The organism is Cellulomonas sp. PhB143 (assembly GCF_003752595.1).
Classification (GTDB): Bacteria; Actinomycetota; Actinomycetes; order Actinomycetales; family Cellulomonadaceae; genus Paraoerskovia.
Window position 1 is genome coordinate 23,348 of sequence record NZ_RKIJ01000013.1, and the last position, 13,926, is coordinate 37,273.

Annotated in this window: 18 protein-coding genes; 9 read left to right on the forward strand and 9 right to left on the reverse strand. The window is 73.3% G+C overall.

The features are described 5' to 3' along the window. The first annotated feature begins 11 nt into the window (after window positions 1–11). From sufB to EDF32_RS10235, 7 genes are all read left to right on the forward strand, one after another. Entirely contained in the window at window positions 12–1,457 is a 1,446-nt protein-coding gene (gene sufB / locus EDF32_RS10205; protein ID WP_123308453.1) for a Fe-S cluster assembly protein SufB, read from the forward strand. Beyond that, complete coding sequence (gene sufD / locus EDF32_RS10210; protein WP_123308454.1) at window positions 1,458–2,732, forward strand: Fe-S cluster assembly protein SufD; 1,275 nt, start codon at window positions 1,458–1,460, stop codon at window positions 2,730–2,732. Then, window positions 2,729–3,070: a non-heme iron oxygenase ferredoxin subunit gene (locus EDF32_RS10215; RefSeq protein ID WP_123308455.1), complete on the forward strand. Its 342-nt coding sequence runs from the start codon at window positions 2,729–2,731 to the stop codon at window positions 3,068–3,070. Before sufD ends, EDF32_RS10215 begins: the two co-directional genes overlap by 4 nt. 32 nt (window positions 3,071–3,102) lie before the next feature. Next, window positions 3,103–3,873: a Fe-S cluster assembly ATPase SufC gene (gene sufC, locus EDF32_RS10220; protein WP_123308456.1), complete on the forward strand. Its 771-nt coding sequence runs from the start codon at window positions 3,103–3,105 to the stop codon at window positions 3,871–3,873. 85 nt (window positions 3,874–3,958) lie between these two features. Then, window positions 3,959–5,299, forward strand: a complete 1,341-nt coding sequence (locus EDF32_RS10225) for a SufS family cysteine desulfurase (protein ID WP_123308457.1) — start codon at window positions 3,959–3,961, stop codon at window positions 5,297–5,299. 76 nt (window positions 5,300–5,375) lie between these two features. Further along, a complete protein-coding gene (gene sufU / locus EDF32_RS10230; protein WP_123308458.1) occupies window positions 5,376–5,882 on the forward strand; it encodes a Fe-S cluster assembly sulfur transfer protein SufU in 507 nt (168 codons plus the stop codon). Then, on the forward strand, window positions 5,879–6,217 hold the full coding sequence (locus tag EDF32_RS10235) for a metal-sulfur cluster assembly factor (RefSeq protein WP_123308459.1): 339 nt from the start codon (window positions 5,879–5,881) through the stop codon (window positions 6,215–6,217). Before sufU ends, EDF32_RS10235 begins: the two co-directional genes overlap by 4 nt. Before the next feature lie 43 nt (window positions 6,218–6,260). Here the strand turns inward: EDF32_RS10235 and EDF32_RS10240 are convergent, their stop codons facing one another. From EDF32_RS10240 to EDF32_RS10265, 6 genes are all read right to left on the reverse strand, one after another. Then, window positions 6,261–6,944 carry a maleylpyruvate isomerase family mycothiol-dependent enzyme gene (locus tag EDF32_RS10240; protein WP_123308460.1) on the reverse strand — a complete coding sequence of 228 codons (684 nt, stop codon included), beginning with the start codon at window positions 6,942–6,944 and terminating at the stop codon, window positions 6,261–6,263. Continuing rightward, window positions 6,941–7,498, reverse strand: coding sequence for a TetR/AcrR family transcriptional regulator (locus tag EDF32_RS10245; RefSeq protein ID WP_123308461.1), 558 nt, complete (start codon window positions 7,496–7,498; stop codon window positions 6,941–6,943). Before EDF32_RS10245 ends, EDF32_RS10240 begins: the two co-directional genes overlap by 4 nt. A gap of 19 nt (window positions 7,499–7,517) precedes the next feature. Then, a complete protein-coding gene (locus EDF32_RS10250) occupies window positions 7,518–7,919 on the reverse strand; it encodes a DUF2809 domain-containing protein (RefSeq protein ID WP_123308462.1) in 402 nt (133 codons plus the stop codon). Between the two features lie 47 nt (window positions 7,920–7,966). Next, on the reverse strand, window positions 7,967–8,263 hold the full coding sequence (locus EDF32_RS10255; RefSeq protein WP_123308463.1) for a DUF4235 domain-containing protein: 297 nt from the start codon (window positions 8,261–8,263) through the stop codon (window positions 7,967–7,969). Window positions 8,264–8,327: 64 nt separating this feature from the next. Then, window positions 8,328–8,738, reverse strand: a complete 411-nt coding sequence (locus EDF32_RS10260; protein ID WP_123308464.1) for a DUF3618 domain-containing protein — start codon at window positions 8,736–8,738, stop codon at window positions 8,328–8,330. Beyond that, window positions 8,735–9,142, reverse strand: coding sequence for a phage holin family protein (locus tag EDF32_RS10265; protein ID WP_123308465.1), 408 nt, complete (start codon window positions 9,140–9,142; stop codon window positions 8,735–8,737). The genes EDF32_RS10260 and EDF32_RS10265 overlap by 4 nt, the downstream gene beginning before the upstream one ends. An 832-nt stretch (window positions 9,143–9,974) precedes the next feature. On the opposite strand from EDF32_RS10265, the gene EDF32_RS10275 reads away from it, so the two are divergent. Further along, window positions 9,975–11,573: an ABC-F family ATP-binding cassette domain-containing protein gene (locus tag EDF32_RS10275; RefSeq protein WP_123308467.1), complete on the forward strand. Its 1,599-nt coding sequence runs from the start codon at window positions 9,975–9,977 to the stop codon at window positions 11,571–11,573. 67 nt (window positions 11,574–11,640) lie between these two features. Further along, complete coding sequence (locus EDF32_RS10280; RefSeq protein ID WP_123308714.1) at window positions 11,641–12,123, forward strand: GNAT family N-acetyltransferase; 483 nt, start codon at window positions 11,641–11,643, stop codon at window positions 12,121–12,123. A 38-nt stretch (window positions 12,124–12,161) separates the two neighbouring features. Here the strand turns inward: EDF32_RS10280 and EDF32_RS10285 are convergent, their stop codons facing one another. Genes EDF32_RS10285 through EDF32_RS10295 form a run of 3 tightly spaced genes read right to left on the reverse strand, consistent with a single transcriptional unit; the run spans window position 12,162 to window position 13,806 of the window. Next, window positions 12,162–13,100: an SURF1 family protein gene (locus EDF32_RS10285; protein WP_123308468.1), complete on the reverse strand. Its 939-nt coding sequence runs from the start codon at window positions 13,098–13,100 to the stop codon at window positions 12,162–12,164. Beyond that, window positions 13,097–13,348 carry a hypothetical protein gene (locus EDF32_RS10290; protein WP_123308469.1) on the reverse strand — a complete coding sequence of 84 codons (252 nt, stop codon included), beginning with the start codon at window positions 13,346–13,348 and terminating at the stop codon, window positions 13,097–13,099. Before EDF32_RS10290 ends, EDF32_RS10285 begins: the two co-directional genes overlap by 4 nt. After that, the gene (locus EDF32_RS10295) at window positions 13,345–13,806 is read right to left on the reverse strand and encodes a DUF3099 domain-containing protein (RefSeq protein WP_123308470.1); all 462 of its coding nucleotides are present in this window, start codon (window positions 13,804–13,806) and stop codon (window positions 13,345–13,347) included. The genes EDF32_RS10290 and EDF32_RS10295 overlap by 4 nt, the downstream gene beginning before the upstream one ends. Between the last annotated feature and the right edge of the window lie 120 nt (window positions 13,807–13,926).

The following is a 13,926-nucleotide window of genomic DNA, read 5'->3' on the forward strand; positions in this document are numbered from 1 at the left end:
GAAGGACTGACATGAGCGCTCCCACGCAGGACACACCGAACGTGACCCCGCAGTCGGACGACGAGATCATCGCCTCGATCGGCTCGTACGAGTACGGCTGGCACGACAGCGACGCCGCCGGGATGTCCGCGCAGCGCGGGCTGTCGGACGCCGTCGTGCAGAACATCTCGGCGCTGAAGAGCGAGCCCGAGTGGATGCTCAAGCGCCGGCTCAAGGCGCTGCGGCTCTTCGAGAAGAAGCCGATGCCGAGCTGGGGCTCCGACCTGTCGGGCATCGACTTCGACAACATCAAGTACTTCGTGCGCTCCACGGAGAAGCAGGCGACCTCCTGGGAGGACCTGCCGGAGGACATCAAGGCGACGTACGACCGCCTGGGCATCCCCGAGGCCGAGAAGCAGCAGCTCGTCGCCGGCGTGGCCGCGCAGTACGAGTCCGAGGTCGTCTACCACCAGATCCGCGAGGACCTGGAGCAGCAGGGCGTCATCTTCATGGACACCGACACGGGCCTGCGCGAGCACCCCGAGCTGTTCGAGGAGTACTTCGGCACCGTCATCCCGTCGGGCGACAACAAGTTCGCGGCGCTCAACACCGCGGTGTGGTCGGGCGGCTCGTTCGTCTACGTGCCGCCGGGCGTGCACGTGGAGATCCCGCTGCAGGCCTACTTCCGGATCAACACCGAGAACATGGGCCAGTTCGAGCGGACGCTGATCATCGCGGACGAGGGCTCGTACGTGCACTACGTCGAGGGCTGCACCGCGCCGGTCTACTCGAGCGACTCCCTGCACTCGGCCGTCGTGGAGATCATCGTCAAGAAGAACGCCCGCGTGCGCTACACGACGATCCAGAACTGGTCGAACAACGTCTACAACCTCGTCACCAAGCGCGCCACGGCCGCCGAGGGCGCGACGATGGAGTGGGTCGACGGCAACATCGGCTCCAAGGTCACCATGAAGTACCCGGCGATCTACCTCCTGGGCGAGCACGCGCGCGGGGAGACGCTGTCCATCGCGTTCGCCGGCGAGGGACAGCACCAGGACGCCGGCTCGAAGATGGTGCACGCCGCGCCCCACACGTCGTCCTCGATCGTCTCGAAGTCGGTCGCGCGCGGCGGCGGGCGCACGTCCTACCGCGGGCTGGTCCAGGTCCTCGAGGGCGCGGAGCACTCCGCCTCGAACGTGCTCTGCGACGCGCTCCTCGTCGACCAGATCTCCCGGTCGGACACGTACCCGTACGTCGACGTCCGCGAGGACGACGTCTCGATGGGCCACGAGGCCACGGTCTCCCGCGTGAGCGAGGACCAGCTGTTCTACCTGATGTCCCGAGGCATGACCGAGACCGAGGCCATGGCCATGATCGTGCGCGGGTTCGTCGAGCCCATCGCGCGCGAGCTGCCCATGGAGTACGCGCTCGAGCTCAACCGCCTCATCGAGCTGCAGATGGAAGGGTCCGTCGGCTAAATGACTACCGCAAGCACCACCGAGACCAGCACGCCCACGGCCGAGGAGGCCGCCGCGTTCGGCGGCGCCGAGCCCCAGGGCCTGGCCACCGACCACACCCGCGCCACCGCGGACGCCGCGCACTCGCACGGCGTCGGCGGCAAGCCGCAGGGCTCGCGAGCCGAGCGGCTGACGTCCTTCGACCTCGCCGCCATCCCGGTGCCCTCCGGGCGCGAGGAGGAGTGGCGCTTCTCGCCGGTCGCGCGGCTCGCGCCGCTCTTCGACGAGGGCATCTCCGGCGCCGGGATCATCACGACCGTCGTCGACGCGCCCGAGGTCGACGTGGAGATCGTGGGCCGGGACGACGAGCGGCTCGGCCGCGCCGGTCGCCCGGGCGACCGGACCGCCGTCGTCGCCTGGAACGCCGTCGCCGAGGCGACGGTCGTGACGGTGCCCGCCGGCGTGACGGCGTCCGACGTGACGTCCGTGCGCATCGAGGGCACGTCGTCCGACCCGACGGCCGCGCACCTGCTGCTGCACGCGCAGGAGAACAGCTCCGCGGTCGTCGTCCTCGACCACGTGGGCTCGGCGACGCTGACCGAGACCGTCGAGATCGTCGTCGACGAGGGTGCTCAGCTCACCGTCGTGTCCGTGCAGGACTGGACGGCCGGCGCCGTGCACGCGAGCTCGCACCGCGCGCGGATCGGCAAGGACGGGCGGCTCAAGCACGTCGTCGTCACCTTCGGCGGCGACGTCGTGCGCGTGACGCCCGACGCCGAGTTCGTCGGCGAGGGCGGCGAGGTCGAGATGGTCGGTCTGTACTTCGCCGACACCGACCAGCACCAGGAGCACCGGCTGTTCGTCGACCACGCCGTCCCGCGCTGCAAGTCCCGTGTGACGTACAAGGGCGCGCTGCAGGGCGAGGGCGCGCACACGGTCTGGGTCGGGGACGTCCTGATCCGTGCCGAGGCGGAGGGCACCGACACCTACGAGCTGAACCGCAACCTCGTCCTGACCGACGGGGCGCGGGCCGACTCGGTGCCGAACCTCGAGATCGAGACCGGCGAGATCGAGGGGGCCGGGCACGCCTCGGCCACCGGCCGGTTCGACGACGAGCAGCTCTTCTACCTGCAGGCCCGGGGCATCCCGGAGGCGGACGCCCGTCGCCTCGTGGTGCGCGGGTTCTTCGCCGAGCTCATCCACGAGATCGGCGTCGACGTGGTCGAGGAGCGCCTGCTCGCGTCGATCGAGGCGGAGCTGGCCAAGTCGATGAGCGTGATCGAGGCGGGCGCATGAGCGCTCAGCTCGCGTGCCTGACCTCCGACGTCCCCGTGGAGGGGACGCTGCGGGTCGAGCTCGAGGGCGCCGGCGGGCCGGTGGAGGTCGCGGTCGCCCGCGACGCCGACGGCGGCTGGCACGCCATCTCCGACGTGTGCTCGCACGGCGCCGTCTCCCTCTCGGACGGCGAGGTGGAGGGGTGCCTGATCGAGTGCTGGCTGCACGGCTCGCAGTTCGACCTGCGCACCGGTGAGCCCAAGCAGCTGCCCGCCACCCGCCCCGTCCCCGTGTACCCCGTGACCGTCGACGGCGAGCGCGTGCTCGTCGACGTCGACGCCATGGTCACCTCCCACTGAACGCGCACAGAAGACTCCTGGAGAGAAACCGCATGTCCACTCTTGAGATCAACGACCTGCACGTCAGCGTCGAGACGAAGGAGGGCCCCAAGCCCATCCTCCGCGGCGTCGACCTGACGATCGACAGCGGCCAGACGCACGCCATCATGGGCCCCAACGGCTCGGGCAAGTCGACGCTGGCGTACTCGCTCGCCGGTCACCCGAAGTACCAGGTCACCGGCGGCTCGGTGACGCTCGACGGCGAGGACGTCCTCGCGATGACCGTCGACGAGCGCGCCCGCGCCGGCCTGTTCCTCGCGATGCAGTACCCCGTGGAGGTGCCGGGCGTCAGCGTCTCGAACTTCCTGCGCACCGCGAAGACCGCCATCGACGGCGAGGCCCCGAAGCTGCGGCACTGGGTCAAGGACGTCAAGGTCGCCATGGAGCAGCTGCGCATGGACTCGACCTTCGCCGAGCGCTCGGTCAACGAGGGCTTCTCCGGCGGCGAGAAGAAGCGCCACGAGATCCTCCAGCTCGAGCTGCTCAAGCCGAAGTTCGCGGTGCTCGACGAGACGGACTCCGGCCTGGACGTCGACGCGCTGCGGATCGTCTCGGAGGGCGTGAACCGCGTGAAGGAGAACACCGACGCGGGCTTCCTGCTCATCACGCACTACACGCGCATCCTGCGCTACATCAAGCCGGACTTCGTGCACGTCTTCGTCGCCGGTCGCATCGCCGAGGAGGGCGGCTCCGAGCTCGCCGACCGGCTCGAGGAGGAGGGCTACGACCGCTTCCTCACCGGTACCGAGGCCGCGGCACTCTGACGCCGCACCGCGGCGGGGCGGGTTCGCCTCCCCGCCGCGGACCGAGCGGGCCCCCAGCAGCCACAGCAGCCCCAGGAGGACGAGGATGACGACCACGGCAGACGCGTCGGCGGTGCAGGCAGCCCAGCTGCAGCCGCACTGCCCGACGTACACCGCGCTGAGCCCGCGGGAGCTCGCGGCCGTCCGCGCGGACTTCCCCATCCTCGAGCGCACCGTGCGCGGCGGGCGCCGGCTGGTGTACCTCGACTCGGCGGCGACCTCCCAGAAGCCCAACCCCGTCCTCGACGCGGAGCAGGACTTCTACGAGAAGCGCAACGCCGCCGTCCACCGCGGCGCGCACCAGCTCGCGGAGGAGGCGACGGAGGCGTTCGAGGACGCCCGGGCCTCGATCGCGCGGTTCGTGGGCGCGGACGTCGGCGAGATCGTGTGGACGTCCGGGGCGACGGCGGCGATCAACCTCGTGGCGTACGGGCTGTCCAACGCGACCCTCGGGCGCGGCGGCGACGCGGCGCGCCGGTTCGCGCTCGCGCCCGGCGACGAGATCGTCATCACCGAGGCGGAGCACCACGCGAACATCGTCCCGTGGCAGGAGCTCGCCGCCCGCACGGGCGCCGTGGTCCGCTGGCTCGGGGTGGACGACGACGGCCGGATCCGCGTGGACGAGGCCGCGGACGTCGTCACCGAGCGCACCAGGGTGCTGGCGTTCACCCACGCGTCGAACGTGACGGGTGCGATCACGCCGGTCGCGCGGCTCGTGGCCCGCGCCCGCGAGGTCGGGGCGCTGACCGTGCTCGACGCGTGCCAGAGCGTGCCGAACATCCCCGTCGACCTGCACGCCCTCGGCGTGGACTTCGCCGCGTTCTCCGGGCACAAGATGCTCGGGCCGACGGGCGTCGGGGTCCTGTACGGGCGCCGCGAGCTGCTCGAGGCCCTGCCGCCGGTCACGACGGGCGGGTCGATGATCGAGGTCGTCACCATGACGGAGACGACCTACATGCCCCCGCCGCAGCGGTTCGAGGCCGGGACGCAGATGGTGGCGCAGGCGGTCGCCCTCGGCGCCGCGGCCACGTACCTGTCCGACCTCGGCATGGACGCGGTCGCCGCCCACGAGCGCGAGCTCGCGGCCGACCTGCTGGGCGTCGGCGACCTGCCCGGGGTGCGGATCATCGGGCCGAGCGAGGCGACCGACCGCCTGGCGGTCGTGTCGTTCGTCGTGGACGGGGTGCACGCGCACGACGTCGGGCAGGTGCTCGACGACGCGGGGGTGGCCGTGCGGGTGGGTCACCACTGCGCGCAGCCGCTGCACCGCCGGTTCGGGATCGCCGCCACGGCGCGCGCGTCCGCCTCCGTGTACACCACGGCCGACGACGTCGCGGCCCTGCGGGAATCCCTCGCCGGGGTCCGGACGTTCTTCTCGGTGGCATGACGCCCGGGACCACGGCGAGCCGCACGGGCTGCACCGCCCGCACCACTTCAGCGAACGCGACAGGAGAGCCGCACCGATGAGCTCGCTCGAGCAGATGTACCAGCAGGTGATCCTCGATCACGCGAAGGCCCCGCAGGGCAAGGGCCTGGTGGAGACCGCGGCGGGGCACGTCGCCGGCGAGTCGCACCAGGTCAACCCGACGTGCGGCGACGAGGTGACCTTGCGGGTCGAGGTCGCCGACGTCGCGGGCGCGGACGGGTCGAGCGTGCCGACCGTGACCGGGGTGAGCTGGGAGGGCCAGGGCTGCTCGATCTCGCAGGCCTCCATCTCCGTGCTGCACGACCTCGTCAGCGGCCGCCCGGTCATCGAGGTCGAGCGGACCGGGGAGGTCTTCCGTGAGCTCATGGGTTCGCGGGGCAAGGGGCTCGACGACGCGGACGCGGAGGAGGAGCTCGGCGACGCCGTCGCGTTCACCGGGGTCGCGCAGTACCCCGCACGGATCAAGTGCGCGCTGCTCGGCTGGGCCGCGCTGAAGGACTCCCTGGTGACCGCCGGGGTCATGACCACGAAGGAGCAGGCATGAGCACGGACATCTCTGCGGCGCCCACGCCGCCGACCGCCGCCGACGTCGAGGAGGCGATGCGGGACGTCATCGACCCCGAGCTCGGCATCAACGTCGTCGACCTCGGGCTCGTCTACGGGGTCCAGATCGACCAGAACAACCAGGCGATCATCGACATGACGCTGACCTCGGCCGCGTGCCCGCTCACGGACGTCATCGAGGACCAGACGAGCGAGGCGCTCGACGGGATCGTCACCGGCATGCGCGTGAACTGGGTGTGGATGCCGCCGTGGGGGCCGGAGAAGATCACCGACGACGGCCGCGAGCAGCTGCGGGCGCTCGGCTTCAACGTCTGAGGTCGGTCGTCCGGGCGTCGCCCGGGCCCTCAGCCGTGCGGCGTCACCGCGTGGAGGAGGGCCACGGCCCCAGCTCGGGGAGAGCGACGTCGACGCCGTGCCGGCGGGCGGTGACCGGCCCGGCGGGCGTCCGGCCCGCCAGCCAGGCGGCCACGTCGCGCGGCGCGCCCTCGAGCTCGACGGCGTCCGCGCCGTCGGGCAGCCGCACGCCGTCGGGCAGCCGCTCCGCGAGGAACGAGCGCAGGTGGGCGCAGAAGGCGTCGTCCCAGGCGTCGACGTCGATGCCGACGACGGCGTCGACCGCGTGGATGCGCGCCTCGCGCCACCAGGCGAGCGCGACGTCCGTGAGCACGCCGTCGCGGTAGGCGACCGGCGCGGACCATGCCGGGGCGCCCGGAGCCGGCCACGACGCCGCGAGCCGCGCCCGGGCGGCCTCCAGCGCGGCGACGTGCTGGGTCGCCGTGCGGCCCGCGCCCGCCTCGATGGCCGCGTCGCGGCCCGCCCTGCCGCCGTCGTACGGCTCGATCGTGGTGCCCCGGCCGGCGTGCTCGGCCTGGCGTGCCATCGCGTGCCCGACGTTCGTCACGTGGGACAGCACGTGCCCGCGCGTCCAGCCAGGGAGCAGCGACGGGCCCGACCCGGCGTCGGCAGGGAGGGCGCGCACCGCGTCGACCAGCGTCCCGAGCGCCGCGTCGGCGTCGGCGAGGGCGTGCGTCACGGTGGTCACGGGGTCCCCTGAAGGATGGTGGCGAGGCCTCGCACGGCGGCGCGCATCGCCTCGGGGTCGCGGGTGGCGCGGGCGAGGACGTACCCCCCCTGGACGACGGCGACGGCGGTGTGCGCGCGGTCGCGCGCGGCGTCGTCGGGCAGGCCGGTCTCGCGGAACGTGGCGGCGAGGGCGTCGAGGAGCCGGGCGAAGTAGTCCGCGACGACGTCGTGCAGCGCGTCGTCGTCGATGACCGTCTCGTCGCTCGTGAGGCGGCCGACCGTGCAGCCGGCGAGCGCGTCGCGGGGGCGCTCGAGATAGGCCAGGACCCGGGCGACCGGGTCCGCGGACCCGGCGAGGTCTCGCCGGGCGGCACCCAGGGCGTCGTCGACCGTGGCGCCGACGGCGGCCAGCGCCAGGTCGTGCTTGGTGGGGAAGTGGTGGTAGAGGCTGCCCTGGCCGACGCCGCTGGCTGCCAGGACCTGGCGGGGGCTGGTGGGGCCGACGCCGCGGGCGGCGAACTGCTCCTGCGCGGCGGCGACGAGCCGGTCGCGCGCATCGGTCGAGGTGCTCATGGGAGCACCATACCTACCGCTAGGTTTGGTCGCGAACCGGCGACGGCCCGGGGCTCGCCATGAGTCGCACGACGGCTCCGCCGACGAGCGCGCCGATCGCGGCGCCCGCCGCGTACCAGAGCAGGTCGACGGCCGCGAAGGTCGTGCCGAGCAGGAGCCTGCTCGCCGGCCACCGCCCGGAGAGCTCCTGCGGGACCGGTGTGAGCTGGAAGAGCTCGAGCGCGACGCAGGCGGTCAGCGCCACGAGCGCGGCGGACCTCGGCCGTGTCCCTGGGCTTGCGAGCAGGAACAGGACGGCCACGAGCGCGGCGTAGAGCACGTCACCCAGCGGGTCGCCCGCGGGCTCGGGCAGCCCGCGGGTGGCGAGCCCCGCCGTCGCCGTGACGACGCAGACGGCCAGCAGAGCCAGGCGGGTGGTCACGCGGCGAGCCTACGGGCCGCCCGGACGCGCCCCGTCGTCGTGCCGCGTCAGTCCCCGGGCCACTCGCCGGTCACGCGCTGGAAGAGCCGCGCGCCGCCGCGGTCGATGGACGCCTTGATCAGCGAGTAGATCGCGCCCTCGACGGCCGCCGCGAGCAGGATCTGCCCCAGGGGGTACTCGGACTGCAGCGACGTGGGCGGGTCGGTCGGGTCACCCGGCGTGGCGTGCTTCCAGACCTGCTTGAAGACGATCCCCGCGAGCAGCCCCCCGATCACCGAGCCGGCGAGGCCGACCGGCCGGTAGAGGATCTTCGCGGACGTGCTGGACTTCTGTTCGCCTGTCATCCCTGCTCCTCGTGGTCGTGGTCGTGGTAGATCTCGTGGGTCCCGGCGATCGCCGGGACCGTCGTCATCGGCGCCGTCTCCGGGCCACGGCCACCACGACGAGGGCAGCCGCGGCGACCGCGCCGAGCGCTACCGGTACCGCGGGACGCGTGTTGCCCTGCTCGTCCTGGGCGGCGTGCTTGGCGCGGTCGACGAGCGCGGCGCCCTGGTCGCGGGCAGCGTCCACCTGGGCCGCGGTGCGGCGCTTTATCTCGGTCACCTGCGCGCTCGCCTGGGCCTTGACGTCGAACTTCTGCGCGAGCGCGTCGACGGTCTCGCCGAGCCCCTCGCGCGTGCGGCGGATGTCCGCCTCGATCTCGTCGGCGCTCGCGTCGGCGTCGGGCGCGGGCGGGGCCGGAGCGGGGGACGGCGACGGAACCGCCGGCCCGTCGTCGGGCAGCGGGCCGGGTTCCGTGGATCCTGCGGGGGTGCTCATGCGGATCGGGCCTCCTTGACCTCGGCGACGTCACGCTTGACGTTCTCGATGGTGCGTTCGGGGGTGGGCGAGGCCTGCTGGAGCTGCTTGCGGCCCAGCAGCGCGACGACGGCCGCGACGGCGAACAGGACCAGCGCGACGATGAGCGCCGCCAGCCACCAGTCCACGACCAGCGCGAGGGCGATCACCCCGGTCGCGATCAGGACGCCGAATCCGTACAGGGCGAGGATCCCCGCCGCGCCGAACATGCCGGCCCCCGTGCCGGCGTGCTTCGCCGACTCCTTGAGCTCGGTGGTGGCGAGCCGGATCTCGTCGCGGACCAGCCGCGAGAGGTTCTCGCCGAGATCGGAGACCAGCTCGCCCACCGTGGGCTGGGCGCGGCCGCCAGGTTCGTTGCTGCTCATGGGTCCTCCTCGAAACGTCCAATGCTCGGAGAACGGGCTTCCGGGGCGGGAGCCGCGCTGCTCCGAGAACAGCACATCCCGGGACTCGTCACCATCGGAACGGGGTGCTGCGGCGGCCGACGTGCGGCGACGGTCGCCCCGGTGAATCATCGGGGCGTGATGCGAGGGCGCGGAGCATGGCGGACGCGCTCGCCGAGGCCGGGTCGGCGGCGCAGACCACGAAGCTCGTGGTGGACCAGCTCTCGCGCGGCCGGCTGACCGGGCCGGTCGCCGACACGGCGCTGCTCGACCAGCTCCGCGTCCTCGACGACGCCGACCTGGCGCTGACCACGCTCGTGCCGCCGGACCCCGCGTCGTCGGGCCAGCGGGCGACCGGGCTCGCCGCCGTGGGCGACCTGACCGACGTCGTCGTCACGGCCCGCGAGTGGGTCGCGGCGCGGTCGGGGGGTCACGGACCGGCCTCCGGAGCTCGGGTGACGCGGCTCGGCTCGAGCGTCGAGAAGGAGGAGCAGGTTCGCCTGGGTGCTGGCGGGCACGGTGGAGCCGGCGACGTGCGGTGGTGCTGCGCCGGACCGGGCTACCGCCGGCTGCGGCGCGGTGCGAGGGCGTGCTCCGGCAGGGTCACGCCGACCGTAGGTCGGCCACGATCTGCTCGCCGGTCGGGGCTCCGGGAGGCGAGGGCGTCCGGCGGGCGAGGGTGCCGGGTGTCGAGCCCCACAGACCCAGGACGGGGCGTGGCCCCCGCGGCCCGCGGGCGCGCGCCTAGACTGGTGGGCGTTTGTCCCTCGCGCCCTGGAGCTCCGCGGCGCGCCTCCTCGTGCGAAGGAACCCCGTGATCAACGCCCAGTCCGTCGAGCTGCGCATCGGCGCACGCGTCCTGCTGCACGACGCGTCCTTCCGGATCGCCCCCGGCGACCGGATCGGACTCGTCGGCCGCAACGGCGCGGGCAAGACCACGCTGACCAAGACCCTCGCCGGCGAGACGCAGCCGACGGGCGGGAAGATCGTGCGCGGCAACGAGATCGGCTACCTGCCGCAGGACCCGCGCACGGGCGACCTCGAGACCTTCGCGATGGACCGCGTCCTCTCGGCCCGGGGGATCGACCAGATCGTGCGGCAGATGCGCGAGACCGAGGGAGCGATGGCGAGCCTCGACCCGGAGACGCAGGAGGCCGCGATGGAGCGGTACCCGCGCCTGGAGGCCCGGTTCGTCGCCGCGGGGGGCTACGCCGCCGAGAGCGAGGCCGAGACGATCACCTCGAACCTCGGGCTCGACGAGCGCGTCCTCGCCCAGACCCTCGGCACGCTCTCCGGCGGCCAGCGCCGCCGGATCGAGCTCGCCCGGATCCTGTTCTCCGGCGTCGAGACGCTGCTCCTCGACGAGCCGACGAACCACCTGGACGCGGACTCGATCATCTGGTTGCGCGAGTACCTGCGCAACTACTCGGGCGGCCTGATCGTCATCAGCCACGACAACGACCTGCTGCGCGCGATCGTCAACAAGGTGTTCCACCTGGACGCCAACCGTGGCGAGATCGACCAGTACAACATGGGCTGGGACGGCTACCTGGAGCAGCGCGAGGCCGACGAGCGCCGGCGCCGTCGGGAGCGGCAGAACGCCGAGAAGAAGGCCAGCACGCTGCTCGCCCAGGCCGAGAAGATGCGGGCCAAGGCCACCAAGGCCGTCGCCGCGCAGAACATGATCAAGCGCGCCGAGCGCATGCTTTCCGGGCTCGAGGGCGAGCGGGTCAGCGACAAGGTCGCGCACCTGCGCTTCCCGAAGCCGGCCCCGTGCGGGCGCACCCCGCTCACCGCGACCGGCCTGTCGAAGGCGTACGGCTCGCAGGAGGTGTTCACCGGGGTCGACCTCGCGATCGACCGCGGCAGCCGCGTGGTGGTGCTCGGGTTCAACGGTGCGGGCAAGACCACGCTGCTGCGGATCCTCGGCGCCGTCGAGGACCCGGACACCGGCGAGGTGCACGCGGGGCACGGGCTCAAGCTCGGCTACTACGCCCAGGAGCACGAGACCCTCGACATGGACCTCACCGTGGTGGAGAACCTGCGGCACGCCGCGCCGGACCTCGGCGACACCGAGGTGCGCGGCGTCCTCGGGTCGTTCCTGTTCTCGGGGGACGACGCCGACAAGCCCACCAAGGTGCTCTCCGGCGGCGAGAAGACCCGCCTGGCGCTCGCGACGCTCGTGGTCTCCTCCGCGAACGTCCTGCTGCTCGACGAGCCGACCAACAACCTCGACCCGGCCTCGCGCGCAGAGATCCTCGGCGCGCTGTCCACCTACGAGGGCGCGGTCGTGATGGTCACGCACGACGACGGGGCGGTCGCCGCGCTCAACCCCGAGCGGGTCCTGCTGCTGCCGGACGGCGACGAGGACCTCTGGAACGACAGCTACGCGGAGCTCGTCTCGCTCGCCTGACGCCGAGGCGCGTGGCGCCCCGGGAATCCGCTTGATCCGCGAGGCGCGGGCCGCGCACGCTGTGCGGGTGCACCTGAGACCCGCGACGTCGTCCGACCTCGACCTCCTCGAGCGGCTGCTCGTCGAGGCGTTCAACTGGACCGGTGAGACACGCGTCACGCTCGCCGAGGTCCGCACCGACCCGCAGCACGCGCACCACCTCCGCGGCTGGCGGCGGTCCACCGACCTGGGTGTCGTGGCCGAGGCGCCGAGCGGTGAGCCCGTCGGGGCCGCGTGGGCGCGCGTCGTCCCGGTGGGCGAGGCCGGCTACGGGTACGTGTCCGAGGACGTCCCCGAGCTGGGCATGGCCGTCCTCTCCCCGTATCGCGGCCAGGGTGTCGGCCGGGCGCTGCTCGACACGTGCGTCGACGCGCTGCGGGGCGCCGGTCGTCGGGCGGTGAGCCTCAGCGTCGAGGACGGCAACGAAACGGCCCGGCGGTTGTACGAGAGTCGGGGTTTCGTCCGGGCGGGCCGCGTGGGCGGCTCCGACACCCTGCTGCTCAGGCTCTGACCCGCGAGGACGTCGCGGGTCGCATGGCACGGGATCGGCTAGCGCGCAGCCTCCCGCTCCTGCTCCTGCGCGTCGACGAAGGCGTCCTCGATCTCCTCCTCGGTCGGGCGCGCGGCCCGGCGCCGCCGCCGCGCGGCCCTGCCGTCGGGTTCGTCGAGCAGGTCGCCGGCGACCAGCCGGGGCGCCCGCTCGCGCCGGATCAGCAGGAGGAACCCGCCGACCGCGCCGAGCGCGAAGATCAGCCACTGCACGGTGTAGGACAGGTGCGAGCCCGGGTCGGTGTCAGGGTCCGGCAGCGGCACGAGCTCCTCGGCGGGTGCGGGATCCTCCGAGACGAGCGCGCCGTAGGCGGTCGTCGTGCGTCCGTCGGCCCACGCCCCGCCGCCCGGGGCGGCGTCGAGCACCTGCTCGGTCGAGATGGCCTGCACCTGCCCCGGGCCCGCGTCCCGCGTCGCCGCGGGCTCGTCGGGCCGCAGCCGGACGTCCGCGGTGACGGTGCCGGCGGGCGGCTGGGCGATCGCCGCGGGGGTGTTCGCGTCCTTGCCCCAGGTCACGAACCCGCGGTCGACGACGACGACGTCCCCGGCGCGACCGCCGGCGGTGATCTCGAACGGCACCAGCACGTGGAAACCGGCCTCGCCGTCCACCGGACGGTTGCGCAGCAGGACGGTCCGCTGCGTGTCGTAGCGGCCCGTCATCGCCACGGTCCGCCACTCCGACGTCGGGTCGAACGGCTCGCCCGGCGCGGGCAGCGCCTGGTCGGCGGGCACCGGGTCCGCGGTGAAGTTCTCCTGGACGACGGCGATCTCCGCCTCGCGGTTCTCGTACCGGTGCCACTGCCACTGCGCGGCCAGCAGGCACAGGGCGGCGAGGACGACGACCCCCAGGCCCAGCACGACCCAGTCGCGCGGGGTGCGGGCGGGCTGCTCGCGCGGCGCGGCGCGGGGCTGGGCGGCCGGCGGGGCCGTCGCGGTCACGGGACGATCCTCGGCAGCTCGGCCACCGGGACCGTCGTGCGCCAGAAGCTGCGCGCGCCCAGGAACGTCTCGAGGTGCTCGCGGTGCGCGTCGCACGCGAGCCACACCTTGCGGCGCTCCGGGGTGTGGATCTTGGGGTTGTTCCATAACAGGCCCCAGCGGGCCTCGTCCCGGCATCCCTTGGCGCTGCACACCAGGTCGCCGACGGCGTCGGGCGTCGCGCCGCCGAGGACGTCGATCCCGCTCATCGCGAGTCCTCCGGGCCGGCGTCGTGGGTGCCGGGGGCGTCGGGGGGCGCCGCGCCGTCGTGACCGCCGTCCCGAGGGTCGTCGTGCCCGCGCTCGTGCTCCGGGTCCCAGGGCTCCTGGGCGGCGGGAGCGTGGTGGGCCGGCCCGCCCGGCGCACCGGTCGGGGTCTGCACGCTCGGTGCGGCGCCGATCACCTGGCGGTCGACGCGCATTACGTCCGTGTGCTTCTGGTCGCGCCCCGCGTTGACGAGCAGCACGGCCACGTACGGCAGGAAGACCGCGAAGACGGCGAAGACCCAGCGGACCCAGCTGTCGATGAGGACGCACGCGAGGAAGCAGAGCGTCCTGATGGACATCTGGATCGCGTAGTTGCGAAAGCGTCGTGCCTGGTCGTCGGACAACGCTTGCGGTGCCTGCGTGACGCTCTGCACCGGCTCGTGCGCACGGGTGCTCTTCACCCGGTCAGTCTAGGTGCTCCGCCCGGGCCCGTGGGTCCGGGTTGTCGGAACCCGACAAGCCGCGCCCCGCGCGTCTGGCCGTCCCGGGGCGCCTCCCGGGGGCGCCAGCCGGTAGCGTCG